Annotated in this window: 29 protein-coding genes; 11 read left to right on the top strand and 18 right to left on the bottom strand. The window is 65.7% G+C overall.

Translation table 11 applies throughout. The features are described from left to right. The first annotated feature begins 1 nt into the window (after position 1). From J0M27_RS11310 to J0M27_RS11300, 3 genes are all read left to right on the top strand, one after another. Positions 2-619 (top strand): FMN-binding negative transcriptional regulator, encoded by a 618-nt coding sequence (locus J0M27_RS11310; protein ID WP_294991394.1) that lies wholly within the window; start codon positions 2-4, stop codon positions 617-619. Beyond that, positions 616-1,818 carry an SAM-dependent methyltransferase gene (locus J0M27_RS11305; protein WP_294991391.1) on the top strand — a complete coding sequence of 401 codons (1,203 nt, stop codon included), beginning with the start codon at positions 616-618 and terminating at the stop codon, positions 1,816-1,818. Before J0M27_RS11310 ends, J0M27_RS11305 begins: the two co-directional genes overlap by 4 nt. Before the next feature lie 131 nt (positions 1,819-1,949). Continuing rightward, positions 1,950-3,200 (top strand): glycosyltransferase, encoded by a 1,251-nt coding sequence (locus J0M27_RS11300; RefSeq protein WP_294991388.1) that lies wholly within the window; start codon positions 1,950-1,952, stop codon positions 3,198-3,200. A 33-nt stretch (positions 3,201-3,233) separates the two neighbouring features. Here J0M27_RS11300 and J0M27_RS11295 read toward each other — a convergent pair whose 3' ends face one another. Continuing rightward, positions 3,234-3,968: a LuxR family transcriptional regulator gene (locus J0M27_RS11295; RefSeq protein WP_294991385.1), complete on the bottom strand. Its 735-nt coding sequence runs from the start codon at positions 3,966-3,968 to the stop codon at positions 3,234-3,236. Positions 3,969-4,294: 326 nt separating this feature from the next. Here J0M27_RS11295 and J0M27_RS11290 point away from each other — a divergent pair, with 326 nt between their 5' ends. Both J0M27_RS11290 and J0M27_RS11285 read left to right on the top strand, forming a co-directional pair. Beyond that, on the top strand, positions 4,295-5,608 hold the full coding sequence (locus J0M27_RS11290; RefSeq protein ID WP_294991381.1) for a HAMP domain-containing sensor histidine kinase: 1,314 nt from the start codon (positions 4,295-4,297) through the stop codon (positions 5,606-5,608). Beyond that, a complete protein-coding gene (locus tag J0M27_RS11285; protein WP_294991379.1) occupies positions 5,605-6,636 on the top strand; it encodes a response regulator in 1,032 nt (343 codons plus the stop codon). The genes J0M27_RS11290 and J0M27_RS11285 overlap by 4 nt, the downstream gene beginning before the upstream one ends. A gap of 18 nt (positions 6,637-6,654) precedes the next feature. Here the strand turns inward: J0M27_RS11285 and cqsA are convergent, their stop codons facing one another. Next, positions 6,655-7,953 carry an alpha-hydroxyketone-type quorum-sensing autoinducer synthase gene (cqsA, locus tag J0M27_RS11280; RefSeq protein WP_294991377.1) on the bottom strand — a complete coding sequence of 433 codons (1,299 nt, stop codon included), beginning with the start codon at positions 7,951-7,953 and terminating at the stop codon, positions 6,655-6,657. A 316-nt stretch (positions 7,954-8,269) separates the two neighbouring features. Here cqsA and J0M27_RS11275 point away from each other — a divergent pair, with 316 nt between their 5' ends. Together J0M27_RS11275 and J0M27_RS11270 are read left to right on the top strand one after the other, a co-directional pair. Further along, positions 8,270-10,096 (top strand): hybrid sensor histidine kinase/response regulator, encoded by a 1,827-nt coding sequence (locus J0M27_RS11275; RefSeq protein WP_294991375.1) that lies wholly within the window; start codon positions 8,270-8,272, stop codon positions 10,094-10,096. Between the two features lie 84 nt (positions 10,097-10,180). Further along, a complete protein-coding gene (locus J0M27_RS11270; RefSeq protein WP_294991372.1) occupies positions 10,181-10,588 on the top strand; it encodes a hypothetical protein in 408 nt (135 codons plus the stop codon). Between the two features lie 8 nt (positions 10,589-10,596). Here J0M27_RS11270 and J0M27_RS11265 read toward each other — a convergent pair whose 3' ends face one another. Genes J0M27_RS11265 through J0M27_RS11255 form a run of 3 tightly spaced genes read right to left on the bottom strand, consistent with a single transcriptional unit; the run spans position 10,597 to position 12,208 of the window. After that, positions 10,597-10,755 (bottom strand): hypothetical protein, encoded by a 159-nt coding sequence (locus tag J0M27_RS11265; protein ID WP_294991369.1) that lies wholly within the window; start codon positions 10,753-10,755, stop codon positions 10,597-10,599. Positions 10,756-10,771: 16 nt separating this feature from the next. Continuing rightward, positions 10,772-11,251: a hypothetical protein gene (locus J0M27_RS11260; protein WP_294991366.1), complete on the bottom strand. Its 480-nt coding sequence runs from the start codon at positions 11,249-11,251 to the stop codon at positions 10,772-10,774. A gap of 24 nt (positions 11,252-11,275) precedes the next feature. Beyond that, positions 11,276-12,208 (bottom strand): LysR substrate-binding domain-containing protein, encoded by a 933-nt coding sequence (locus J0M27_RS11255; RefSeq protein WP_294991363.1) that lies wholly within the window; start codon positions 12,206-12,208, stop codon positions 11,276-11,278. Positions 12,209-12,219: 11 nt separating this feature from the next. Here J0M27_RS11255 and J0M27_RS21385 point away from each other — a divergent pair, with 11 nt between their 5' ends. Then, on the top strand, positions 12,220-12,651 hold the full coding sequence (locus tag J0M27_RS21385; protein ID WP_365962614.1) for a DUF2917 domain-containing protein: 432 nt from the start codon (positions 12,220-12,222) through the stop codon (positions 12,649-12,651). Positions 12,652-12,655: 4 nt separating this feature from the next. Here J0M27_RS21385 and J0M27_RS11245 read toward each other — a convergent pair whose 3' ends face one another. From J0M27_RS11245 to J0M27_RS11235, 3 genes are all read right to left on the bottom strand, one after another. Continuing rightward, positions 12,656-13,105, bottom strand: a complete 450-nt coding sequence (locus J0M27_RS11245) for a thioesterase family protein (protein ID WP_294991361.1) — start codon at positions 13,103-13,105, stop codon at positions 12,656-12,658. An 89-nt stretch (positions 13,106-13,194) separates the two neighbouring features. After that, a complete protein-coding gene (locus tag J0M27_RS11240) occupies positions 13,195-13,398 on the bottom strand; it encodes a hypothetical protein (RefSeq protein WP_294991358.1) in 204 nt (67 codons plus the stop codon). A 152-nt stretch (positions 13,399-13,550) separates the two neighbouring features. Next, positions 13,551-14,813, bottom strand: coding sequence for an AmpG family muropeptide MFS transporter (locus tag J0M27_RS11235; protein ID WP_294991355.1), 1,263 nt, complete (start codon positions 14,811-14,813; stop codon positions 13,551-13,553). A gap of 236 nt (positions 14,814-15,049) precedes the next feature. Between J0M27_RS11235 and J0M27_RS11230 the strand changes: the two genes are divergently transcribed. The 3 genes from J0M27_RS11230 (at position 15,050) to J0M27_RS11220 (ending at position 16,493) form a co-directional block, all read left to right on the top strand. Further along, positions 15,050-15,934 carry a PhzF family phenazine biosynthesis protein gene (locus J0M27_RS11230; RefSeq protein ID WP_294991352.1) on the top strand — a complete coding sequence of 295 codons (885 nt, stop codon included), beginning with the start codon at positions 15,050-15,052 and terminating at the stop codon, positions 15,932-15,934. 26 nt (positions 15,935-15,960) lie between these two features. Then, a complete protein-coding gene (locus J0M27_RS11225) occupies positions 15,961-16,248 on the top strand; it encodes a DUF1330 domain-containing protein (protein WP_294991349.1) in 288 nt (95 codons plus the stop codon). Positions 16,249-16,322: 74 nt separating this feature from the next. After that, positions 16,323-16,493, top strand: coding sequence for a hypothetical protein (locus tag J0M27_RS11220; RefSeq protein ID WP_294991347.1), 171 nt, complete (start codon positions 16,323-16,325; stop codon positions 16,491-16,493). A gap of 12 nt (positions 16,494-16,505) precedes the next feature. Here the strand turns inward: J0M27_RS11220 and metW are convergent, their stop codons facing one another. The 10 genes from metW to J0M27_RS11170 all read right to left on the bottom strand — a co-directional run bounded on the left by metW (position 16,506) and on the right by J0M27_RS11170 (position 25,720). Further along, positions 16,506-17,099, bottom strand: coding sequence for a methionine biosynthesis protein MetW (gene metW / locus J0M27_RS11215; RefSeq protein ID WP_294991344.1), 594 nt, complete (start codon positions 17,097-17,099; stop codon positions 16,506-16,508). Beyond that, on the bottom strand, positions 17,096-18,214 hold the full coding sequence (locus J0M27_RS11210) for a homoserine O-acetyltransferase (RefSeq protein WP_294991342.1): 1,119 nt from the start codon (positions 18,212-18,214) through the stop codon (positions 17,096-17,098). Before J0M27_RS11210 ends, metW begins: the two co-directional genes overlap by 4 nt. Before the next feature lie 205 nt (positions 18,215-18,419). Then, positions 18,420-20,159 carry a phosphoenolpyruvate--protein phosphotransferase gene (gene ptsP, locus J0M27_RS11205; protein ID WP_294991339.1) on the bottom strand — a complete coding sequence of 580 codons (1,740 nt, stop codon included), beginning with the start codon at positions 20,157-20,159 and terminating at the stop codon, positions 18,420-18,422. Positions 20,160-20,190: 31 nt separating this feature from the next. Next, a complete protein-coding gene (locus J0M27_RS11200) occupies positions 20,191-20,460 on the bottom strand; it encodes an HPr family phosphocarrier protein (protein ID WP_294991336.1) in 270 nt (89 codons plus the stop codon). Between the two features lie 117 nt (positions 20,461-20,577). After that, a complete protein-coding gene (locus tag J0M27_RS11195; protein ID WP_294991334.1) occupies positions 20,578-20,967 on the bottom strand; it encodes a PTS fructose transporter subunit IIA in 390 nt (129 codons plus the stop codon). A gap of 9 nt (positions 20,968-20,976) precedes the next feature. Further along, positions 20,977-21,108, bottom strand: a complete 132-nt coding sequence (locus tag J0M27_RS11190; RefSeq protein ID WP_294991332.1) for a hypothetical protein — start codon at positions 21,106-21,108, stop codon at positions 20,977-20,979. Positions 21,109-21,162: 54 nt separating this feature from the next. Continuing rightward, positions 21,163-22,275 carry an FAD:protein FMN transferase gene (locus J0M27_RS11185; protein ID WP_294991330.1) on the bottom strand — a complete coding sequence of 371 codons (1,113 nt, stop codon included), beginning with the start codon at positions 22,273-22,275 and terminating at the stop codon, positions 21,163-21,165. Beyond that, positions 22,260-23,207, bottom strand: a complete 948-nt coding sequence (gene gshB / locus J0M27_RS11180) for a glutathione synthase (RefSeq protein WP_294991329.1) — start codon at positions 23,205-23,207, stop codon at positions 22,260-22,262. The genes J0M27_RS11185 and gshB overlap by 16 nt, the downstream gene beginning before the upstream one ends. 3 nt (positions 23,208-23,210) lie before the next feature. After that, positions 23,211-24,500 (bottom strand): glutamate--cysteine ligase, encoded by a 1,290-nt coding sequence (gshA, locus tag J0M27_RS11175; RefSeq protein ID WP_294991327.1) that lies wholly within the window; start codon positions 24,498-24,500, stop codon positions 23,211-23,213. A 47-nt stretch (positions 24,501-24,547) separates the two neighbouring features. Continuing rightward, a complete protein-coding gene (locus J0M27_RS11170) occupies positions 24,548-25,720 on the bottom strand; it encodes a class I SAM-dependent methyltransferase (protein WP_294991324.1) in 1,173 nt (390 codons plus the stop codon). Between the last annotated feature and the right edge of the window lie 27 nt (positions 25,721-25,747).

Here is a 25,747-nt window from a genome sequence, read left to right as displayed (position 1 = left end):
CATGTATCTGCCGTCCCATTTCGCGGAAAGCCGCGTCGAGGTGCTGCACGCGCTGATGCGCGAGCGCCCCTTCGCCACGCTGGTGACGCAGGGCAAGGCCGGACCCGGGGCCGACCACCTGCCGCTGCACCTGACGCCCGACGGCCGGCTGCAAGGCCACGTCGCGCGCGCCAACCCGCTCTGGCGCGATGCCGCCGGCAGCGACGTGCTGGCCATCTTCCACGGCCCGCAGGCTTATGTCACGCCCTCGTGGTACGCCACCAAGCGCGAGCACGGACGCGCCGTGCCGACCTGGAATTACGTCGTGGTGCACGCCCGTGGCCGCCTGCGCGCGGTCGACGATGCAGCCTGGCTGCGGCGGCAACTGGATGACCTGGTCGAGCGCCATGAGTCGGGTTTCGAGCATCCCTGGCGGGTCGACGATGCGCCGGCCGACTATATCGACAAGATGCTGGCGACGATCGTCGGCATCGAAATCGCCATCGTCGAACTCAGCGGCAAATGGAAAATCAGCCAGAACCAGCCCGCGACAAACCGCGCGGGCGTGGTCGCCGGGCTGCGCCAGCAGGGCGGCACCGACAGCCTGGCGATGGCGGCCCTGGTAGACGCTATCGAATGACTCTGGTCGCCGCCGACCTGCCACTTCCCGGTGATGATGCGCGCGCCGCCAGCGCGGCGCTGGGCGCCATCATCGCCGCCGAGATCGCCGCGCGCGGCGGCTGGATCCCGTTCGCCCGCTACATGGAACTGGCCTTGTACCAGCCCGACCTCGGTTATTACGCCGGCGGCTCGCACAAGTTCGGCGACCACCGTGCAGGCGGTGACTTCCTGACCGCGCCGGAACTGACCCCGCTCTTCGGCCATGCCCTGGCCCGTCAGGTAGCACAGATCCTGGCTGCTTCCGCGCCACAGGTGATCGAGGCTGGCGCCGGCAGCGGACGCCTGGCGGTCGACCTGCTGAACGGGCTCGACGCCCTCGGCCGCCTGCCCGAGCGCTACCGGATCCTCGAACTTTCCGGCGAACTGCGGGTACGCCAGCAAGCGCTGCTGGCCGAACAGGCGCCGCAATATGCCGATCGCGTCGAATGGCTCGACGCCTTGCCCGAGCGCTTTTCCGGCTGCCTGGTCGGCAACGAAGTGCTCGACGCGATGCCGACCCAGGTCGTGCATTGGAATGGCGACGGCGGCGAGATAATGGAAGGCGGCGTCGGCGTGGTCGATGGCCGCCTGGTCGCCAGCGAACGCCCGGCCCATGGCGCGCTGCTCGAAGCGGCGCGCGCGCTGCCGCAAGCGGCGCCCTATCGCAGCGAGATCAGCCTGGCCGCGCGCGCCTGGGTCAGCGACCTGTCGCGCCGCCTGGAGCAGGGCGCCATGATCCTGATCGACTACGGCCTGCCGCGCCACGAGCTCTATCATCCGCAGCGCAACGGCGGCACCCTGCGCTGCCATTACCGGCACCGCGTGCATGACGATCCGTTCTGGTTTCCCGGCCTGTCTGACATCACCTCGCACGTCGATTTCACCGCCGCCGCCGAAGCCGCGTTCGACTCGGGGCTGGAAGTGCTGGGTTATGCCAGCCAGTCCAACTTCCTGCTCAACTGCGGCATCGGGGAATTGATGTCGCGTGAAAGAGTCGGCGCCGGCGACACGGCAGGTTCGGCGTCGGCGGGCGCCGCCGACCTGCGCGCGCGGGGTGCGGTGAATGTGCTGATCTCGCCCAACGAGATGGGCGAACTGTTCAAGGTGATCGCGCTGGGCCATGGCGTGCCCGGTCCGCTGCTCGGCTTCGCCCGGGGCGATCGGGTGCACGCGCTATAGCACGACCCCAATCGAGGAGGCCGCGCCATGCCCGCCCGCGAATCGCCGCTGTCGCCCCCGGTCCGGAATCGTCGGCCTGCAAGCGATGGCGCCGGATCGAAACCGGCACGGCGGGCGGGGGCCGCCCAGCGATGAACATCCTCTTCCTCCACCAGAACTTTCCCGCACAGTTCCGCCATGTCGCGGCGCGCCTCGCCGCCGATGGGGCGCACCGGGTCGTCGCCGTCGGCGAAGACGGCAACCTGCGGCGCACTGGCGCGCCCCTGCGCGGGGTCGAGTTGGCACCCTACGCGCCGGCGCCAGCCTCGTCCGCGAGCCACAGCTACCTGCAGGGCTACGACGCCGCCATCAGGCGCGGGCAGCAGGTGGTCGGCGTCTTGCGGCAGCTCAAGGCCGGCGGCTTCCGTCCCGACCTTGTCGTGGCGCACCCCGGCTGGGGTGAAGCCCTGTTCCTGCGCGACGTGTTCGCCGACGTGCCGATCGCGCTGCATGCCGAGTACTACTACCATGCGACAGGTGCCGACGTCGGCTTCGACCCGGAGTTCCCGGTGACAGCCGACGATGCGCTGCGCCTGCGGATCAAGAACACCACGCAGTGGATGAGCATGGAATGCGCCGACCTGCTGCTGGCGCCGACGCGCTGGCAGCAAAGCCGCTTTCCGGCCATCGTCCAGGATCGCATGCGCATCGTGCACGAGGGCATCGACACCCGCCGCGTCGCGCCCGAACCTGCCGCGCGGATTTCATTGCAGAAGGCAGGCATCGCGCTGGGCCCGGACGACGAGGTGGTGACCTATGTCGCCCGCAACCTGGAACCCTATCGCGGCTTCCACAGCTTCATGCGCGCCCTGCCCCTGCTGCTGCGGCTGCGTCCGCGGGCACGGATACTGATCGTCGGCGGCGACGAGGTCAGCTATGGCAACAAGCCGGCAAGCGGCGGCACATGGCGCCAGGCCATGCTCGCGGAAGTCGGCGCGCAACTCGACGCCGGCCGCGTGCACTTTCTCGGCCGCGTGCCCTACGCCGATTACCTGCGCCTGCTTCAGGTGTCGACCGTGCACGCCTACCTGACCTACCCCTTCGTGCTTTCCTGGTCGCTGCTGGAGGCGATGGCGGCGGGCTGCATGGTGGTGGCCTCGCGCACCGCACCGGTGCAGGAGGTCATTCGGGACGGCGAAAACGGCCGCCTGGTCGACTTTTTCGATCACCATTCGCTCGCCGAAGCCCTGGCCGGGGCGATCGACGAACGCGACCGGCTGCAATCGATCCGCGCCGCCGCGCGCCACACCGTGGTGGCTGGCTATGACCTGGAAAGCCGCTGCCTGCCCCGGCAACTCGAGTTGCTGCACGAACTCGTCGCCCGGCACGGCGCGGCTCGATAGGCCGTCCGCCCGCGTCGAATTACCGCTTGCGCGCTAGGCGAAAAGCCCCAGCCGCAGCGCCAGCGCCACGGCATGCGTCTTGTTGACCGCGCCGAGCTTGTCGATCGCGTTGGCCATGTGGAAGTTCACCGTGCGCTCGGCGACGCCGGTCGCCGCAGAGATCTCGCCGGCCGTGCCGCCGGCGGCGGCGAGTCGCAGGCAAGCCAGTTCGCGCTCCGTCAGCCGGCTGATGGTTTCATTGCGCTGCCAGGCCATGAATTCGGCGAACAGCCGGTCATGGACCACCCGCGCCAGCCATTGCATCATCGGCAGCTTGTCACGCAACTCGTCCGCTTCGATCGGCGTGCTGCCACGTGCCAGCGTCAGCACGCCGAACCTGCCACGAGCATCGCGCAAAGGCTGGGTCCAGCCGTGATTGAAACCGATGGCGTCGGCATCCCGCGAAAGATCCTGCAGACGCTCGGTGGCGAACAACTCGCGCGACCATGTGATCGGCTCGACGCCGGTCTTGGCGTACTCGACCGTGGGATCGATGGAGTGATAACCGCGCCGGAGGTAGCGCCGCTGCCACGCGCGCGGAAAATTGCTGGTCATCACGAAGCGCCACTCGGTGGCCGACACCGGCAGGCCGATCAGGTAACCGCAATACTCGAAGCCCAGGTTGCGCGCACCGAGCACCGCACCGTCGAAGAAATCGCGCCGCGCGTTGCCGGAATACAACAGCAAGCCGGATTCCCGATGCGGACGGTCGGACGGAGATTCACTCATGACGGGGTCGGCGAGACTCGACAAGACAGGAAGAACAGGCTTTGTAATGGCGCAACATTGCCTTGTCAAGGCGAAGCATTCACGATCATGACATTTTCGCCGCGCAATCATCCCGCCCACCTCGCACAAGGCCTCCCGCGAACCGGCAGTGCAAGGGGATTTCACGCGCAGCCGGGCACGGACCGCTTGCATCGGCAGCGCTTGTATGACATTTTTGGGAAACTTCGCCGATCACATGACCATGTCTTCCCTATCCAGACCGCCTGCCTATTCGGCCGGGCATGCCGCGCGTGCCACGCGGTGCCCAAGTTGAGCCGACCAAAGCGATGACCGTCCTCGTACCCTTCCTGAAGCAGTTGGTCGCCCGACTGCTGGAGCCGGCGCTGCGCAATGTCGTCTATATCGAGCGGCGCCTGACCGCTTTCGCCATCCTCGCGATCGTCGCCTTCCCACTCTACTGGTACGTCTGGACGTTCATCTTCCCCCAGCGCTACGAAAGCCTGACCCTGCGCCTGATCGGAACGGCACTCTTCGTGCCCATGCTGTTCAGCAAGCACTGGCCAGGCTGGCTCAAGTCCCGGCTGCCCTATTACTGGTATTTCTCCCTTCTGTATTCGCTGCCGTTTTTCTTCACCTACATGCTGCTGAAAAATTATGGCGCCGACGTCTGGATCGGATCGGCGCTGGTGGCGGTATTCGTCATGATCCTGCTGCTCGACTGGGTCACGCTGATCGGGCAGTTCGTGCTGGGCAGCAGCCTCGCCGTCCTCGCCTACGCGCTGACCAGCGACGTCCCGCTGGCCGCCTTCGAGCGCTGGGACTACCTTGCGATCGCGCTGTTCGCGGTAGCCGGGGGCGCCGTCGCCAACTACGACAGCGAGCGCATCCGCATCGAGCAGGAGCGCGCGATGCTGGCGACGGCCGGAAGCATTGCCCACGAACTGCGCACGCCGCTGCTCAGCATCCGCGCCGGCGCCGCGGGCCTGGCCCATTACCTGCCCGCGCTGATCGAGGCCCATGAAATGGCGCAAGCCAACGGCCTGCCGGTCAGCCCGATCCGCGCAACTCACGTCGATTCGTTGAAGGTCGTGCTGGCACGCATCGATTCGGAGGCTCGTCACTCGAATGCCATCATCGACATGCTGCTGGTCAACGCCAGGGTCACCGGCGCGGTCGAACAGGACTTCCAGCAATGCTCGATGGCCGCCTGCGTCGATGTCGCCATGCACCGCTATCCGTTTTCCGAGGAAGAGAGGGCGGTGGTGTTCCGCGATGGCACGGGGGACTTCCCGTTTCGCGGCTCTGAACTGCTGATGGTGCACGTGCTGTTCAACCTGATCAAGAATGCCCTGCGCCACATCGCCAAGGCCGGCAAGGGCGAGGTCTCGATCCGGCTCGACGCCTCTCCTTCCGGGAACCGGCTCACGGTGCGCGACACCGGCGACGGCATTCCACCGGACATGTTGCCCCACATCTTCCGGCGCTTCTATACTTCGCCCGGGCACGACGACAGCGTGCTCGGCGCCGGCATTGGCCTGGCCTTCTGTCGCGACGTGATGACCTCGTTCGGCGGTACCATCGAGTGCACCTCCGTTCATGGTGACTTCACCGAATTCGTCCTGAGCTTCCCTCGATCATGAAAAACCGCGCCATCCAGCCCTTCCATTTTCCGACCACCGTCGCCTTCATCGATGACAGCCGGCAGTTCCTGTCCAACCTCAGCCTGCAGCTCGATTCGCGGCTGGCGTTCCGCCTGTTCCATTCACCCTTCGCGGCACTGGTCGCGCTCAATGGCGCGACCGCCGCGCAACCCTTGGTGGAGCGCTTCTTTTCCCTTTACCGGCACCGTGGCGACAAAAGCCAGACGCGCCACGTGATCGACGTCAGCCTTGACCTGATCCACCGCGAAATACACAACGAACGCCGATTCGAACAGGTATCGGTGGTGGTGGTCGACTACGACATGCCGGAGATCGACGGCCTGGAGTTCTGCCGCAACCTGCGCAACAAGGCGATCAAGAAGATCCTGCTGACCGGCAAGGCCGACGAGCAGGTTGCCGTGCGTGCCTTCAACGAGAAGATCATCGATCGCTTCATCCGCAAGCAGAACGACGATGTCATGGACTTGCTGAATTCGGCGATCGCCGAACTGCAACAGGAGCATTTCGACCAGATCGAACACATGCTCTCCGACGCGCTGGCGGTTGGCTCGCACCCATTTCTGCGCGACCCGGGATTCGCCCAACGCTTCGCCGAGATCCGGGGCAGCCTGGGGATCGTCGAGCACTACCTGTCATGTTCACCGGACGGCATCCTGATGCTCGACATGCATGGCACGGCTTACCTGCTGATCGTGCAGACGGAAGAGATGATCCAGGGACACTACGAGATCGCCAGCGACCAGAACGCGCCCGAGGAGCTGCTGCGGCAACTGCGCAGCGGCAGTTCGCTGCCCTACTTCTGGAAGACCGGCGGCAACTACTCGCCGATCTACGAAGACTGGCAGCCCTGCCTGCACCCGGCGATCGAATTCAAGGGCGAGGACTGGTACCTCTATTCGCTGGTCAAGAACCCCGGTGCCTTCAACCTCAAGTACGTCTATCCCTACAGCGAATACCTCGACCATCTCGATCGCGAAGCGCGCCAGGGGCTGACGCCTTTGGCCTGAGCCCCGGCGGCCACGCGATCACGCCGCGGCGACCTGCGGCGGCGCATGGCCCGCCTCAACCACCCCGGCATTGGCGGCTTTTCCTCGCAGCTTGCGGCGCGTCGAAGCCCATGACGCGACGCCAAGTTCGTCGCGGATTTCGCCGCAAACCGCGACGATGCGCGCCAACTCGTCGTCGGTCAACGCCGCATGTACCGAGAAGCGCATCAGCGAGCGGCTCTTGGGGGTGGCCGGCGCGCAGAAGATCGCACCGAAGATGCCGCGCGACTCGAGCGCGTCGCGCAGGGCGATGGTGTTCTGTTCGCTGCCCGATTCCAGCGAAACGATCTGGCATTCGCTGTCGTTGAGGTTGTAACCCAGCGCGTCGAGCTCGGTGCGCAAATACGCCGCATTGGCCCGCAGGCGGTCGCGACGCCAGCCCTCCTGGCGTACCACGCCGAGCGTGGCAGCGAGGCCGCGAATGTCGTGCGGCAACAGCGTGGAGCTGAAAATCGCGGGATTCGACTCGCTCTTGAAGTACTCGGCGAAGCGCCGCGAGCAGGTGACGAATCCGGCGCGTCCGGCGAAGGCCTTGGCCAGGCTGGCGGTACGGAAATGGACGCGCTCGGCCAGGCCGAGTTCCACCACCAGGCCTTCGCCGTTCGGTCCGTGGGTGCCCAGGGAATGGGATTCGTCGGCGACCAGGATGCAGCCCTGCGCTTCGCAAATTTCCACGATCTTGCTCAGCGGGGCGATACTGCCCGTGGTGCTGTAGATCGAATCGACCACGACGACGCCCGGGCCGTGGCGAAGGATCTGCCGTTCAAGGTGCTCGACTTCGTTGTGGAACACCGTGATCGGTTTGGCCCCCGCAAGCCTGATGCCTTCCCACAGGGACATGTGCGCCATCATGTCGGCATAGACCGGGGTCTGTTCGCTGGCGATCACCTGGATCAGGCCCGTATTGGCGCTGTAACCCGACTGGCAGAGCACGCCGGCCTCGGCCTGCATGAATTCGGCCAGGCGCTGCTCGAAATCGGTGTGCGGGCAGGCGCCGTGGACGAATATCCCGGACATCAGCAGGCCGTTTCCATCGCGCTGGATGCTTTCGCTCATCGCCCGCAAGATGTGCGGGTGTTTGGCCAGCGCCAGGTAATCGTTGCTGCAAAGCTGCAAGGCATCCGTGCCGGGCTGACGGCCGCGCATGATATGGCCGCCAGCCCAAGTATCGCGTACCCGCTCGCGATAATACTTTTCCACCCGCAAGGCGGCGAAGTCCGCGAGGTCGGGGGCACGAAACTGGGGCACGGGACGAAGGCTGGTTACTTTGGTTTTCATGATCAGGAGTCCTTTCTGGCAAGGTTTTCGATACGAACGGGGCTACGCATTTCATTGTGTTCCAAACGGACGGACCTGTGGTTGCACGCCTTTCGTGCCACAAAGGCCCTCGTTTTCACAAAAAATCGCTTTTTTGCCAAAAAACCTGTCATTTCTGTCAGTAGGAATTTGTCCCGCTTTGGCCTAGGCTCGGGTTGGCGGACTGCCGCGAATTCCATCGCACGCGCCGGATTTGTTGGCGGGAAACGATGCGCGGTACGCCGCCGAACGCGTTCAGCGGCGTGAGGCTCCACCGACAATACCCAGACATCGAGCAATGGCACCCAGAATCCCGGCTACTCGAAAAGCCCTCCCCCTGTCGCGGCAAGTACCCAAGGGAAGCCCGCGGGCCGCAAGACAGGCCGCCTACCTCGGCGCCCACGCCTTGCGCCGGATGGGCGTGCGCCAGACAAAGCGGGCCGCGCTGGGCGCGGCAATGCGCGACATCGGGAAGCACAAGCTCGCCGAAAGACACCTTCAGGAACAGCAGGTACGGCTGGAACAACTGGTGCGGGAACGTACCGTTCAGCTGACCAGCGCGCTGGAAGCGGCACAAATCGCCGACAAGGCAAAGGACGCCTTCGTCGCCAACGTCAGCCACGAACTGCGCACCCCGCTGGGCGCTGTCATCGGCTTGTCGGCGCTGGCCCTCGGTCGCTGCGAGAACCCGGCGCAGCGCGACTACCTCGAGAAGATCGGCAAGGCCGGCAAGCACCTGTCGCGGATCATCAACGACCTGCTCGACCTGTCGAAGATCGTCGCCGGACGCATGGAGATCGAGACAATTCCCTTCAGCCTGCGCAGCATGATCCGGCATGCCGAAGGCCTGATGGCGAACAAGGCGGAGTCCAAGGGGCTCCTGCTGGAATTCAGCATTGACGACGATGTTCCCGACCGCCTGGCGGGTGATCCCCTGCGGATCGAGCAGATCCTGCTCAACCTGATCGGCAACGCCATTAAATTCACTCCGACAGGCCGGGTTGACGTCCACGTTTCCACCCAGACGCGGGCGGCGGATTCGATACGCCTCGTCATGAGCGTCGCCGACACCGGCGTCGGCATCCGGGCCGCCGACATCGGTGGCCTGTTCCAGCCCTTCGCGCAAACCGACGTCTCGATGACGCGGAAATTCGGCGGCACCGGCCTTGGCCTTGCGCTCAGCCAGCACCTCGCGGAAATGATGGATGGCAGGATAGACGTCGACAGCCGGGAGGGCGTCGGCAGCAACTTTTGCCTTGCCATCCGGCTTGGCCTCGGTATGGACTCCGACCCGCCTGAAGACGAACCTGGCCAGGCTATCTCACCGCCGGATCTGCATGTCGCGCAAGCAAGCGTGCTGGTCGTCGAAGACGATGCAATGAACATGGAAATCGCCGTTGAGCTGCTGCAAGCCGTCGGCATCGCGCCGCGCACCGCATGCAACGGCCAGGAAGCGGTCGAAATCCTCGGCGAATCCGACGCGGGCCGTTTCGACCTGGTGCTGATGGACATCCAGATGCCGGTCCTCGACGGCCTGTCGGCCACACGCCTGATACGCACCTGGCCCGGCTTCGACCGCTTGCCGATTGTTGCCATGACAGCGCACGTCCTCGCCCACGAGAAGCGCATCAGCACCGACGCCGGGATGAACGACCACGTCTGCAAGCCCTTTGATGCCAACGACTTTTACCGGATGCTGGCCAAATGGCTGCCCGAACACCGGGCGGCGGGAACCCCTGCGCCAGCCGAACCCGCGCCCGCACCCACGCCGGTACGGCCCACGCTGCCGGCGATACGCGGCGTGGACACGGCGGCGGCGCTCACCCGCTTTTTCGGCGACGAGCAGCGCTATCGCTACTGGCTGACGAAATTCGTGGAGGAAAGTCCGTCCGTGGCACCGGAAATCCGTCGCGCCATGGCGGCCGGGCGGACCGAGCTCGCCTCCCGGATGGCCCATACCTTCAAGAGCCGGGCCGGCACGCTGGGGCTGAACGAACTCCAACTCAGGGCCTCGGCGCTGGAAACCGCGTTGAACGACCCGCCCGCCGGCGTTCCGGAGTTGCGCGGCCTGGAACGGGCAATCGACGAAGCACGACGGGAAATCGCCACCGCGCTCGGACTGTAAAGGCCTGCCACAGGGAACTTTGCCGCGCGACAGTTGGCGCGGCGCCGATTTGTGGCACCATGCCGGCCTGAAAAGGAGCCCCGCATGCCCCTGCAATCAAACCTCGTACGGCTCGCCACGTTCGCCGCTGTCGCGCTGCTCTCCGGCTGCGGCGAAATGGCGGTCAAGGTCTGGCCCTTTGGCGGCGACACAGGCGTCCCGGAGCGTTCCCGCGCCCCGGCCAACGCCACCGAATACCAGTGTGCCGGCGGCAAGCGCATCTACGTGCGCAGGCTGGACGGCGGCGACGCGGTCTGGCTGATCCTGCCCGAGCGCGAACTGCGGCTCGACCGGGTCGGTTCCGAGGGCACGCGTTACGGCAAGGGCACCATGGTGCTGCAACTCGCGGAAAATGCCGCGACGCTCACCGACCGGTCTACATCGCCGGTCACTGGCTGCAAGACCGGAGGCGCTGACCCGGCCACGTCAGCGGGCGAGCCCGCCATCAAGTAGGCGCGGCGTCAGAGGCAGGCCTGCTCCAGCGCCTTTTCGCATTTGTCGCAAAAGCCGTCGCCGCCGACGGGGCCGGGCGTGCCACAACGCAGGCATACGGACTGCGGCGGCGGGTCGGCGGGCGGTTTCGCTTCGGGTGTCGCCTTGCTGTCTTTCGGGGTAGGCATGCCCTTCTCCGCACCGTCAGTCGCAAGTTGCCTTGCAGGCTGCTGCATCTGTCGCACACATCACGCCGCCGCCATCCAGCCGGCATTCTGCACGGGTGCGCAGCGTGAAATTGAGTCCCTCTCCGTAGCCGCAGATCACGAGGTTGATTTTCCCCTGCCTGGCGAGGCGCAGCGACGACACTCTGGCCGCCTTGACCTCGGCCGGCGAACGATCACAGGACACATAGGCGCTGAAGGCACCGTCGACGGACTCCCACAACGCCACGTTCTTCAGCCTGCGGTAACTCTGATAGTCGGTGCAGACGTCGGTATCGCCCTTGTAGGCCCGGGCATCGCTGGCGCAAAAACCGTCGAAGGTGTAGCGAAGTTCTTCCTCGGCTGGGCAGGCGGCGATTTGCGCCGCCTGCGCCAGGTCGGGACAGGACACGCTCGCGCCAGCGGCGGGTAGCGCCAGCGCGGCAAGACCAACTGCAATCAGTACATGTGGCGAAGTCAATCGGTGCTCCTTAGCGAGGTCGGATCAGGCTGCCGACAGTATACCGTCGGCAGCGGAGCAGGATTCGACCTGACACGCCAGCCAGACCCGGAACGCCTCGACCGCCGGGTTCGCGGCGGCGCGTTCGGCGAGCAGAAAATAATAGGCGCGCGGGTTGGAAAAACGCTGCGGTAGCGGTGCGACCAGCTTGCCGTCGCGCAACAGGTCAGCGACCAGCGCCAGGGTAGCCAGCGCCACGCCCTGGCCATCAAGTGCGGCCCGAATGGTGGGTTCGTACTGGTTGAAAGCGACGCTGCCGGCCGGACGCAGGTCGGCGACGCCCGCCATTTCCAGCCAGGCCGGCCACGAAAGCCAGGGACGCCGCTGTTCCCCGTCCTCATAGGTCAGCAGGACATGGCGCGCCAGGTCCGCAGGCTTCGCCAGCGGGCCGGCGCTTTTCAGCAGGGCCGGACTCGCCACCGGCAGCACCGTATCGCCAAACAGGCGCAACGCGGTGGCCGGCGCGTTGCGGTCCTGAAGGTAGCGCACGGCAGCGTCGAAGCGTCCGCGGTCGAGGTCGACCAGCCGAGTATCGGCCGAGATGCGGATGTCGATGCCGGGATGGCTGCGGCGGAAATGAGCCAGGCGCGGGATCAGCCAGAAACTGGCAAAGGCCTGCGTCGTCGCCAGCGTCACCGTCGGTTCGTCGCCACCACGCAAATCGGCGCTCGCCGCGCGCAGTTCGGCGAAAGCCGCGGCAACGGCGCGCTGCAGCCGCTCACCGGCGGCTGTCAGCAGCAGGGCGCGTGTCTTGCGCTCGAACAGGCGTACCGCCAGCGCCGACTCCAGCGCATGCACCTGCTTGCTCACCGCCGACTGGGTGATGAAAAGCTGCTGGGCAGCGCGAGTAAAGCTCAGATGGCGCGCCGCAGCCTCGAAGGCGCGTAGTGCGTCGAGCGGCGGCAGCTTGTCATCCATTCCAATGACTCATGAATTCCAGGCCGCGATTTCGCTGGTCAGGGCTTTCGTTGCTGCCGATACTGGGCTCATTCCAATCCCACACGGAGCCAAACATCATGTCCGCACAAGCCATACCGATTGCCTCCCTGGTTTACATCAGCCGCTCGCAGCGAGCCCGCGCCATGCGCGGAGGTCAATCCGGCATCCGCGACGGTCATGCTACAGAATTCCAGGACGGAATGCATCAACTTGGCCGCCGGCGACTCGCCAAGGGAGAAATGTTGGTCCTCCCCGCGATCGACGCCACGCTGGTCTGCCTGGAAGGTGAGCTATGGGTAACGCGCGACGGCGATCCCGAAGACTACATCCTCGGCGCCGGAAACTGCCTGCACCTGGGAATCCGGGACCAAGCCGTGGTGCAGGCGCTGCAGTCCAGCCGCGTGCGCCTGGTCACCGCCTGAAGCCTCAGCGCTTCAGGCGCTCAAGGCAAGCGCGGATGCCAGGCGGAATCGGTGTCGGCTTATCGTCGGCGCGGGCGACGAAAACATGGACGAACCAGCCGACGGCGGCCGGTGCGGTGTCGCCCTGCGGGAACAGGGCAATCTCGTAGCGCACCGAGGATTTCCCCAGGTGCAACACGCGCAGGCCGGCGTCGATGATTTCCGGAAAGGCCAGCGGCGCCAGGTAGCGGCATTGCGATTCGGCGCAGTAACCGATCGCGGTTCCGTCATGAATATCCAGCCCGCCCTCGCGGATCAGGCATTCGTTGATGACCGTATCGAAATAGCTGTAATAGACGACGTTGTTGACGTGGCCATAAACATCGTTGTCCATCCAGCGCGTCGGGATGGCAAGGAAATGCGGGAAATCGGCGCGACGAGGAAGCGGAAGAGCGGTTTCGGCGGGGGAGGTCATCGTGCGGTTCAGGAAGGCGAAAGCGCGCGATGATACCAACAAGCGCGCCGCGCACCGCCGAGCCAGCCGGCGGCGGAGGAATCAGCGGCCTAGCGCTGCGCGACGTACATCGCGGCGAGGAATGCATCGGCGTCGACGTCCTTGGCGGTCGTCGCGCGATGCTGGACTTCCTGCAGTCCAAGCCGAAGCTCGGGGCTGGCCGGCGTCCATTCGGCGTTGAGGACTTCGTCCTCGAACGCTCCGAATTCATCCTCAATAAGCTTGCCAGTACTCATTTCCATCACCATCAACATTGCCGTCTCCTTGAATGGAACCGCGCGCCTCCGAGGATATAACGTCGCGTCGGATGAAAAGTTGAGTGTTGCCTCAAATTCCTTGAAGCCTGTTGTATTGCCGCCACGAATGCCAGCTGAGTGTGACATTTGTCACGCCGGCAAGCTCCCCTTCAAGGCTTCGGAGCTTCGTGCTCGGGATTCCAGGGCGCCACCTTGAGCAACAGCACCATGCCCGGCACGGCGAGCAGCGCGCACAGCATGAAGAAGGGAAACCAGCCGAGCTGCTCGATGAGGAACCCCGTGGTGGCGTTGATGAAAGTGCGCGGCACGGCGGCAAGGCTGGTGAACAGCGCGAACTGCGTAGCCGTGTAGCGCGGATGCGTGGTGCGCGCGATGAAGGCGACGAAAGCCGCCGTGCCCAACCCGACGCCCAGCGCCTCGAAGCCGATCACCAGCGCCAGTTGCGCCAGTTCCAGCGCGCCGACCGTCTCGTGGCGGCCGATCCAGGCGAGCCAGGCGAACCCGAAGATCGACACCAACTGCACCACGCCGAACAGCCACAGCGCGCGGTTGATGCCCAGCTTCACCATCCACAGCCCGCCGATCAGGCCGCCGATCACGGCCGGCCACAAGCCGGCGTTCTTGGCGACGATGCCGATCTCGGACTTGGCGAAACCCATGTCGAGGTAGAAGGGCGTCGCCAGCGCGGTGCACATCGAATCGCCCAGCTTGTAGAGGAAGATGAAGCCGAGGATCAGCAGCGCCTCCCTGGGCCCGGCACGGTTGATGAACTCGTGAAAAGGCTCCACCACCGCGTCGCGCAGGGTTTTCGGCGCGTTGCCGGCCACCGCCGGCTCGCGCGCGAACAAGGCCAGCAGCATGCCCGGCAGCATGAATAGCGCCGTGATGACGAACACCTGGAGCCAGGGCAAGCGGTCGGCCAGGATCAGCGAGAGCGAACCCGGGACCAGCCCGGCGATACGATAGGCATTGACGTGCACCGAATTGCCGAGGCCCAGCTCCTGCTCGGACAGGATCTCGCGCCGGTAGGCATCAAGCGCGATGTCCTGCGTCGCCGAGAGCAGCGCCACCGCGGCCGTCAGCCACAGGATGGGCACGATCTCGCTGCCCGGCGCGAACAACCCGAGCGAGGCGATCGCCGCCAGCAGGCCGATTTGCGTAATCAGCATCCAGCCGCGGCGCCGGCCCAGAGGCGGCGCATAGCGGTCGAGCAGTGGCGACCAAAGGAACTTCCAGGTGTAGGGAAACTGGATCAGTGCGAAGAGGCCGATCGTCTTGAGGTCCACTCCCTCCGAGCGCAGCCAGGCCGGAACCAAATTGAGCAAGAGGTACAGCGGGAGGCCGGACGAAAATCCGGTGAACACGCAGATCAGCATGCGCCGGGTGAACAGCGCGGCAAGCCAGTGCGGCATCAATGTTCGAGGTGCGACTGAATTCGGCGGATGTGCGTCACCATTCGATCCCGTAATGTAGCGAACCGCATTCTAGCCGGCGCACGTTGGCCAGGCGGCGCCGACACGGTCTTGGCCGTGCCGCCAGCGACCGAAGGAAGTCGCTGTGGGGCGCCGACTTCTGCGCAAGCGTGCGAGCGTGCCCAAGGCAGCCCGCCGGTAGAATCCGGCCATCGCTCCCGCAAGGCAGGAAAATCATGGCAAGACCGTTCCACATCGTCGATGTTTTTGCCGCGCATGCCTATGCCGGCAACCCGCTGGCAGTGGTGCTCGACGCAGACGACATGGACACGGCGACGATGCAGCTGGTGGCGGCGGAGACCAACTACTCGGAAACGACATTCGTCGGCTCGCAGCCCGAGGCCGATGGCGGCTACCGCGTGCGCCTGTTCACCCCGGCGCGCGAGATCGCCTTCGCCGGCCACCCGATCCTGGGCACGGCATGGGTAGTGCGCCATCACCTTGCGCCGCAGGAGCCCGGCCCGGTGCGGCTAAATCTTCCGGTGGGCCAGGTGCCGGTGAGATTCGAGGCCGAGGCCACAGGCGAAGAAACTCTTTGGTTCCAGGCACCGCCGGTGAGCGCCGGCCCGACCTGCGCGGCGGAACGCATGGCGGCGGCGCTGGGCCTCGCCACGACGGACATCGACGCCCGGGCGCCGGTGCAACAGTTCGGCGCCGGCACCGCGGCGATGGTGGTTCCGCTCAACAGCCTGGATGCGCTACGTCGTGCGCGGCTCGACCTTGCCGCCTATGCGCCGCTGCTGGCAGAAGGCTTCCCGCCGCTGACCTACCTGTTCTGCCGCGAAACCCACGCCGCCGGCAATGACCTGTGCGCCCGTTTCTTTTTCGAAGCGCACGGCGTGCGCGAGGACCCGGCGACGGGCAACGGTGCGGCCTTCCTCGGCGCCTGGCTGCTGGACCATGGCTACCTGGAGCGCACCAAACTGGACCTGCGCATCGAACAGGGCTACGAAGTACGCCGGCCCTCGCTGGTGCGCCTGCGTGCGGGCGGCACCGGCGCCGGACGAGAGATCAGCGTCGGCGGCGGCGTCATCCCGGTGGTACGCGGCGAACTGGTCTGAGAACTACCCACGGCGGAGATCGACACATGGGCAAGGCCTACCTGATCGGACACATCACGGTGAAGGACGCGGCGAAATGGGACGAGTACCGCAGCCGCGTGCCGGCAACGATGGCGCCCTGGGGCGGGGAGCTGATTTTTCGCGGCACGCTGGCCACGGTGCTCTCCGGCGGGCACGCACATGCCGGCGCGGTAGTCGCCAGCTTTCCCGATGCGACGGCGCTCGCCGGCTGGCACGCATCTGCCGCCTACCAGGCGCTGATCCCCCTGCGGCACAAGGCGGCGGACGTCGTGCTGCTCGCCTACGATGCGTAGCGGCGCCGATTCGATGAGCGGGTGCCGTACAATTGGGGACAACCCGCTTCCACTATCCCCGACCGAGGTCCCCGATGGCAAAACCAAATTATTCGTTCGAAAAGCGCCAGCGAGATCTGGCCAAGAAAGCCAAGAAAGAGGAAAAGCGCCTGCGCAAGGCCAGCGGCCCAGCGATTCAAGAGGGTACCGAAAACCCCGAGCCGGCAGCGCCGCCACCGGCGACCGAGGTAAAAGCCCCCGACTGATCTACGCCGGTGTCAGCGGCCCAGCCGGTAAACCGCCAGGCTGCCGAGGAAGTTCGGCTCCTCGACGACGGCCCGGCCAGCGTCGTCCAGCACCTGCCGCTCGCGGATGACCAGGCCCATCTTCGAACACAGCGACTCGAAATCCAGCAGGGTGAAGAAGCGCAGGTTGGGCGTGTCGAACCATTCGTAGGGCAGGTCTTCCGATACCGGCATGCGCCCGGCCATCACGGCCATGCGGTTCTTCCAGTAGGCGAAGTTGGGGAAGCTGACCACCGCCTCGCGTCCCACGCGCAGCATTTCGCTCAAGATGCGCTCGGTGTGGCGCACGGTCTGCAGGGTGCGCGAAAGCACGACGTGGTTGAACGTCTGGTCATCGAAGCCGGCCAGACCCTGCTCCAGGTTGCCCTGGATCACGTTGATGCCGTTGGCAATGGCGGCGAGCACTTCGGCATCTTCCAGTTCCACACCGTAGCCCTTGGCGCCGCGTTCCTCGATCAGGCGCTTCAGCAGGGAACCATCGCCGCAACCGAGGTCGAGTACGCGCTCGCCGGGCTGCACCCAGCTGGCGATGAGGTCGAAATCCGCTCGTTCCATGGTGGCGCTCATGTCGTGACCCGCTTCAGGAAGCTGTCGACCACGGCGTGGTAATGCGGTTCGTCCATCAGGAAGGAATCATGGCCGTGGGCGCTGTTGATTTCCGCATAGGCCACATCCTGCCCGTTATGCACCATGGCATGGACGATCTCGCGTGAGCGTTCGGGCGAGAAACGCCAGTCGGTGCTGAAGGCGACCACCAGGAATTTGGCGCGGGCACCGGCCAGAGCGCGCGCCAGGTCGTCGCCGTGATCCTGTGCCGGATCGAAGTAGTCGAGCGCCTTGGTCATGCGCAGGTAGGTATTGGCATCGAACACGCCGGCAAACTTGTCGCCCTGGTAGCGCAGGTAGGACTCGATCTCGAATTCGACGTCGAAGCCGTAGCTGCCGGCACCGGTGCGCAGGCGGCGGCCGAACTTCTCGGCCATCTGGTCGTCGGACAGGTAGGTGATGTGGCCGAGCATGCGCGCCAGCCGCAGGCCACGCAGGGGACGCACGCCATGCTCGTAGAAGTGGCCACCGTGAAAATCGGGATCGGTCAGGATGGCCTGGCGCGCGACATCGTTGAAGGCGATGTTCTCGGCCGAGAGCTTGGGCGTCGCGGCGATGACGAGGGCGTGGCGCACCCGCTCAGGATACGACAGCGCCCATTGCAGGGCCTGCATGCCGCCCAGCGAACCGCCCATGGTGGCAGCCCAGGCGTCGATGCCGAGGTGGTCGGCGAGGCGGGCGTGGGAGTCCACCCAGTCTTCGACCGTGACCACGGGAAAGTCCGCGCCCCACGGCTTGCCGGTGGCCGGATTGGGGCTGCCCGGACCCGTGGAGCCGTGGCAGCCGCCAAGGTTGTTCACGCCGACGATGAAGAAGCGGTCGGTGTCGAGCGGTCGTCCGCGCCCGACGATGTTGTCCCACCACCCGACGTTGGCAGGATTATCGGCGGTATGGCCGGCGACGTGGTGATGGCCGGACAGAGCGTGGCAGACAAGGACCGCGTTCGACTTCGCTGCATTGAGCGTGCCGTAGGTTTCATAGACCAGGTCGAAGGCGGGCAGCACCCCACCGCCCTTCAATTGAAGCGGCTGGCTGAAATGCGCGCGTTGCGCAGCGACGAGACCGACACCTGACATGCAAATTCCATATAACGTGCGCGTCAACCGGCGCATTGCCGCGCTCCGACGTCCGCAAACAGCAACGCCCGCGAGCGCGTGAGACAAGCGATCCGGGCGTTGTGACTTCCGTCTCGCTTAGCCGTATTTGTAGTGCGCCCGCAAGCCGAGTCAAATTGGCGCAATAGGCAGACTATGCCGCGTGGCACGCGGCTTGTCAATCGGGCTAGAGCTTGTCCAGTTGCTCGCTGATCTTGTCGGGCTCGTCGGACTTCAGCAGCCTGGCGACGCGTACCGCGAGTTGCGCGGAGTCGGACATCATGACCTGCTGCTTGACCTCGAGCAGTTGCGCCGGATGCATGGAGAATTCGCGCAGGCCCATGCCTAGCAGCAGCTTGGTCATTTTGGGGTCGCCGGCCATTTCGCCGCATACCGCGACCGGCATGCCTACTCGCTGCGCGCCCTGGATGGTCTGCACGATCAGCTTGAGCACCGCCGGGTGCAGGGGGTCATAGAGGTGGGCGACGGCACCGTCGGTGCGGTCGATGGCAAGGGTGTACTGGATCAGGTCGTTGGTGCCGATGGAAAGGAAGTTCAGCCGGCGCAGGAAGGGACCCAGCGAAAGAGCCGCGGCAGGGATTTCGATCATGCCGCCGATCGCCACCGCGTCGAACTTTTGCCGCGCTTCACGCAGCTGCAGTTTCGCCAGTTCGATCAGCGCCAGGGTCTGCTCGATCTCCGTGGCATGCGCCAGCATCGGGATAAGCAGGCGCAGCTTGCCATAGTGCGAGGCGCGCAGGATTGCGCGCAACTGCACCAGGAAAAGCTGGGGCTCGGCGAGGCAGAAACGGATCGCGCGCAAGCCGAGCGCCGGATTGGGCGCCGCCAGGTTGCCGGCCCGATTGCGCAGGGCCCGCGCTTCCTTGTCGGCGCCGATGTCGAGGGTGCGAATCGTCACCGGCTTGTCGCCCATGGCCCGCACCACGCTGCGATAGGCCTCGAACTGCTCGTCTTCGCCGGGCAGTTCGTCGCGGTTCATGAAGAGGAACTCGGTGCGATACAGGCCGACGCCGTCGGCACCGACTTCCTTGGCGCGTTCGGCATCCTGCGGCAATTCGATGTTGGCGTGGAGGAAGACACTCTCCCCGTCCAGGGTTTGCGAGCGTCCCGCGACCAGGCGCTTGAGCTTGGAGCGTTCCAGAGCGAGCGCGGAACGCCGCAGGCGATACTCCTGCAGGACACCGAGGTCGGGATCGACGATCAGCACGCCGCGCGTGCCATCGACGATCAGCAGATCGTCATCCTGGATCAGCGATCGGGCGTGTTGCATGCCGACCACGGCGGGAATCGCCAGGCTGCGGGCCACGATCGCCGTATGCGAAGTCGATCCGCCGAGGTCGGTCACGAAGCCGTCTATCTTGAGGCTCTTGAACTGGATCGTGTCGGCCGGCGACAGATCGTTGGCGACCACGATCAGCTCGTCGTCGATTGCGGCAGCCTTGCGCCGCGCCAGCTTGCGTGCCTTGCCCAGCAACACCTTGAGCACGCGCTCGACCACCTGGACGATATCCTGCTTGCGTTCTCGCAGGTAGGCGTCCTCAAACTCGTCGAACTGGTCGACCACCTGCTGCATCTGCTGCACCATGGCCCATTCAGCATTGCAGCGGCGTTCGCGTATGAGGGCACGGACACCGTCGGTCAGCGCCGGATCGGCGAGGATCATCGCGTGCAGGTCGACGAAGGCCGACAGCTCGGCAGGCGCACCGGGGACGCTGGCTTCGCCGCGCAGCGCGTTCAGCTCGGCGCCCGCGACCTCGACGGCCTTGTCGAAGCGGGCCAGCTCGCCCGCGACGTCGCGCTCGCGCAACTGGTATTGGGCGACTTCGAGGATCACATGCGATACCAGGTGGGCACGGCCGATCGCGATGCCGCCGGATACCGCCTGACCGTGCAGGCTGAAGGTCATTGGCTGCAAGCGCCCCGGCGACTGCCGCCGCTCACTCCGCTTCCCCGAACTTGCCGGCGATCAGGTCGAGGATCTGCCGCATTGCCTCGTCGGCGCGCTCGCCCTCGGTATCGACGATCACGGTCGAGCCCTTGCCGGCGGCCAGCATCATCACGCCCATGATGCTCTTGGCGTTGATGCGGCGACTGCCGCGCTCCATCCAGACCTCGCAGGGAAAGGAGCCTGCGAGCTGGGTGAGCTTGGCCGAGGCCCGCGCATGGAGCCCCAGCTTGTTGAGGATTTCAGCTTCGGCGCGCGGCATGTCACGCGCCCGCCGGGCCGCCCCAAGGGGGCGTGCGTCCAATTTGATGGATGCGACGAAGTCGCTGAACCTTAGTCACCCCTTTTCCAGGAAAAGGGGTCGGAGGATAGGTCGTCATCAGTGCTTCAGCATGTTGAGCACGCCGTCGCGGCCACCGGCCACGGCGCGGGTGACGAGGGTTTCCATGTCCTTGTCGCGGTAGGTCAGCGCACGCAGCAACATGGGCAGATTGACTCCGGCAACGCCTTCGACGCGTCCCGGTTCGAGCAGCTTCATGGCGAGGTTGGAGGGCGAGGCGCCGTAGATATCGGTAAGGATCAGCACCCCCTGCCCGGTATCCACCAGCTTCAGCATGTCGCGCGCCAGCGGCAGCGCGTCGAGCGGATCGTCCTGCGCGGCGACGCCGAGCTGGGCGATCTGCAGCGGCCGCTTGTTGAGCACGTGGCAGGCGCACTGGATCAGCGCTTCGCCGTAGGTGCTGTGGGTGAGAAGGAAGATTCCGATCATGGCGGCATTCTATCGGAAGGCGAACCATGCCAAGGCGAGCGCGACCGCGGCGAGCAAGGCCAGCAGGATGCGCCGTGCCCAGCGCGTCTTTTGCGCTTCGAGTTGGTTATCGGCATCGACGATGCGACGGATGCGGCGCATGGCGGCGCATGGCGACCGTGCGGCGCACGTTGCGTTCCCTGTCGGGGTCGTCTGTCATTGGACTACCTCCAGCTTCAGGTCCGGAACTTCGACCTTGATGCGCGCCTGCATCGCCGGGGTCGCCTGTGCCGTGCCGTCAGCGCCGACTTTCAGCACCGCGGCGACGCCGAGCTTTCGCGCCATGGCACGCCAGTCGCGGCCGGCGATGAAGATGGGTTTGGACAGCGCGTCGGACTTCATGCCCACCGAAGGACCCGGAACGATCAGCACCGTCACCGCCTGCGTGCCCTCGGCAGGAAAGCCGCTGCGCGGATCGAGCAGGTGCGGATAGCGGCGCCCGCCGACTTCGAAAAAGCGGTGGTAGTCACCCGAGGTGCCGATGGCCTCGCCGTCGCGCAGATCCAGCGTGGCCAGCGGCGCACCGCCGACGGCCTGCGGGCGCGGATGCTGGATGCCGATGCGCCAGGGCGTGCCGGCGCCATCGCGGCTGCCCAGCGCAATGACGTTGCCGCCGATGTTGATCAGCGCATTGGCGATGCCGTCCTGCTTCAGCGCGGCGGCGGCGCGGTCGAGCGCGACGCCCTTCAGGTAGCCGCCGAAGTCGATGGCTGCGATATTGCTTCGGCTTTTGACGCACCATCCCCCGGCCCCCCGCCCGGAAGCAGGTGACTTCGGTTCGCCGCGTCGCGACTCCAGGCAATGCCCCTCGCTTACGGACAGGTCGGCGATCGACGGATGCCGCGCCACCAGCGCCGCCACGGCGCCCGGCTCGGGCAGGCGCGGCTGGATGTCATCGGTATGGAAGCCCCACAAGGCGATCAGGCGACCGATTCCGGGATCGAACAGGTGGTCGCCAGCGGCGGCGGCGACTTGCGCTTCGCGGATGAAGGCGGCGAACTCGGCGGATACCTCGTGGCCACGGCCGGCGGCAATGGCCTCGTTAAGGGTCAAGAGATCGGATGGTTGCCAGGCGTGGTAGCTGCGGTGCAGGTAATCGAAATCCCGCAGCACGCGCTCGGCGGCGGCGCGCGCGCGCGCCTCGGGCATGCCGGCAATCGCCAGATCGACGCGCGTGCCGAAGACATAGGATTCCTGCCGCCACGGCTCGGCTTGCCCGCAGGCGGCGAGCAGCACGGTCGCGGCAAGCAGCGTCAGGAGGCGGCGCATTCCCTTTCGAGGGCATCGACCAGCATCGCCGCAACGTCGAAGCGCGTTTGCTGGGTGATCTCGACGAAGCAGGTGGGACTGGTGACGTTGATCTCGGTCAGGCTGTCGCCGATCACGTCGAGTCCGACGATCAGCAATCCGCGCGCCCAGAGGATCGGCGCCAGCGCCTCGGCGATCTCGCGGTCGCGCCCCATCAGCGGGCGCGCCACGCCCTTGCCGCCGGCGGCGAGGTTGCCGCGCGATTCGCCGGCCTTGGGGATGCGCGCCAGGCAATAGGGCACCGGCTCGCCGGCGATCAGCAGGATGCGCTTGTCGCCGTGGCTGATGGCCGGCAGGTAGCGTTGGGCCATGATGCTGCGCGCGCCGAAGCCGGTCAGCGTTTCGACGATGACGTTGCGATTGGAATCCGTCCGCGTGACGCGAAAAATGCTGCTGCCGCCCATGCCGTCAAGCGGCTTGAGGATGACGTCTTCCAGTTCGTCGATGAAGGCATGGATGTCGGCCGGGTCGCGCGCGATCAGCGTGGTCGGCACGTACCGCGGGAACTCGGCGATGGCGACCTTCTCGGAGTGGTCGCGGATCGAGCGCGGCTTGTTCCAGATGCGCGCGCCCTCGGCCTCGGCGCGTTCCAGCAGCCAGGTGGCGGCAACGTACTCGAAATCGAAGGGCGGGTCCTGGCGCATCAGCACGGCGTCGTAGGCGGTGAGCGGCAGCACCGATTCTTCGGCGACGGAGTACCACGCCGTGTCATCAGCGCCGACTTCCAGGCGCTGCGCGCGAGCGGCTACGCTGCCATCGCGCCAGGTCAGCGCCGCGCGCTGGATGACCCATGTCTCGTGGCCGCGCTTCGTTGCGCAGCGCATCATCGCGATGCTGGAGTCCTTGTAGGCCTTGAGGCCTTCCAGCGGATCGAGGATGAAGGCGAACTTCACGACCTACTCCGTCGGTGCGGCGCGCTCGAGTTCGAGCGCGGCGGCGAGCATGGCCAGACGCGCGATCACGCCGTAGGCATAGAAACGGTTGGGCGGCGCGTCGGGCGCGAGCTGGGCGTCGGGCAGCGTGCAGCCGGTCTCGAAGGCCAGCGGCTTGAAGGTCATGCCCGGCGCGTTGAGGTTCTCGTCGATGCCGCGCGCGGTATTGACACGGTAGAAGCCACCGACGACATAACGGTCGATCATGTAAACCACCGGCTCGGCGGTGCCCTCGTCAACGCGCTCGAAGGTCGGCACGCCTTCCTGGATGATGACCTCGGTGACCTGCATGCCTTCCTTGACCACGGCCATCTTGTTGCGCTGCTTGCGGTTGAGGTTCCTGACCTCGCTGGCATCCTTCACCGTCATGATGCCCATGCCATAAGTGCCGGCATCGGCCTTGACGATGACGAAGGGCTCGGACTGGATGCCGTATTCCTTGTATTTGGCACGCATCCGGTAGAGCAGCGTGTCGATGTTGGCGGCGAGGCATTCCTCGCCGGAGCGCTCGTGGAAGTTCACCCTGCCGCAGGTCTCGAACTCGGAATTGATCAGCCACGGGTCGATGCCCAGTTCATTGGCGAAGGCGATCGCGACGTCCTGGTAGGCGGCGAAATGCTTCGACTTGCGGCGCACGTGCCAACCGGCCCACAGCGGCGGGATCAGGAACTGCTCGTTGGTATTCTCCAGGATGTTCGGCACGCCGCCGGAAAGGTCATTGTTGAGCAGGATGGCGCATGGATCGAAGTCATCGAGTCCGAGCCGGCGGCCCTCGGTGCCGATGCGCTTCAACGGCTCCAGCACCAGCGTGTGGCCGTCGGGCAGGTCGAGCGTGGTGGGCGCGGTGATCTCCGGCAAGAGGCTGCCGACGCGCACGTTGAGCCCGGTGTGGCCGAGGATGGTCGCCAGGCGCACGACGTTCATCAGGTAGAACTGGTTGCGCGTGTGGTTCTCGGGAATCAGCAGCAGGTTCCTTGCCTCCGGGCAGATCTTCTCGATGGCCGACATCGCGGCCTGCACGCACAAGGGCAGAAAGGCCGGATTGAGATTGTTGAAGCCGCCGGGGAAGAGGTTGGTGTCGACGGGTGCGAGCTTGAAGCCGGCATTGCGCAGGTCGACCGAGCTGTAGAACGGCGGCGTGTGCTCCAGCCACTGGGTGCGCAGCCAGCGCTCGACGGTGGTGCCGTTGTCGAGGATGCGGCGCTCGAGGTCGAGCAGCGGACCGGTCAGCGCGGTGGTGAGGTGTGGAACCATCGGTTTCGTTTACCTGGACAAACCGCAAGCGGTTTTTTTCGGCGATCTTACACCAGGCCGCTGACCGCGAATTCGGCGAAGGCCTCGGGCAGCAGGGCCTGTTCCAGGCTGCGCTGGGCAAAGAGGAAGCGGCCGTCGCAGACGAAGCCGAGCTCGCTCCAGTCGACGTCGTTGAGCATTTCCGCCAGGCGCCGCAGTTCAGCCGCGCCAAGATTTTTCCGGTGCGGGAACAGCGCGATCACCGCTCCGTCATAGTTGGTGCAGGGATGCAGGAAAAAAGGCCGCGCATTTCGCGTCTTGCCATTGACGTAGACGCGCGGCGCGTCGGATACGAAATGGCGACGGCCCCACTTCCACCAGTTGTTCTCGTCGAAACGGGTGACGCGCCGTGCCAGCAGGCGTTCCTTGTGCTGCTCCAGCCAGTCGATGGGACCTTCGCGGTCGCGCCAGATCATGCGTCGCGTTTCGCCGCTTTGCGCGGTCTTCGAGCAGACGAAATCGGCATTGGCGAATTCCGGGTTGCTGAAAATCTCGTCGGCGCCGGAGACCGCACCGACCCTGACGGCGAACACGCTGGCCAAAGGCAGGCTGTAGATGCCGCGCGTGAACATCAGCTGTCCGCCGGACAAGGCCATGCGCCGGCCATCTGTCAGGCGATGGCTGGCGTTGCCTTTCTCGAAGCGCCAGATGGCGCAGTTGGGAGTGGCGCCGGCGAATATCCTGGCGTCGCCGAGGTCCTCGAAATCGGTGATGGTTCCCTGGTCGCTGAGCCAGGTGTTGAGCCGCCCGGCGCCGGTGGCCTTGAGGAAATCGCGCGGCGTGATGAGGATCAGTTCGCCGCCCGGCGCGAGGTGGCGCACGCACTTCTCGATGAAATGCAGGTAAAGGTTGGCATGGCCATCGAGCAGGCTGGAGGCCAGGCGCAGCGCGGTCTCCGGCAGGATGTCACGCGCCTTCACATAGGGCGGATTGCCGATGATTGTGGCGAACTTCTCGGTTTCCGGATAGGCGAAGAAATCGAGGTTGAAGGCGCCGGGCGGGCAGTGGGCGGGATCCATTTCGATCGCCACGCAGCCGGGAATGCGGTTCGAAAAGGCGCCGTCGCCGCAAGCGGGATCAAGCGCGCGACCATGGTTGCGACGCAGCGAGAGCATGCGCGCGACGATCTCAGGCGGGGTGAAAACCTGGCCGTAGCGGGCGATGTCGAATGTCGTGTGCAACGGTATCCCTCGGGGACGGTGCCGGCG

It is taken from the genome of Sulfuritalea sp. (genome assembly GCF_017302275.1).
Classification (GTDB): Bacteria; Pseudomonadota; Gammaproteobacteria; order Burkholderiales; family Rhodocyclaceae; genus Sulfuritalea.
Note: the sequence above shows the minus strand (reverse complement) of the source record. Positions and strands in the feature narration are given on the sequence as shown.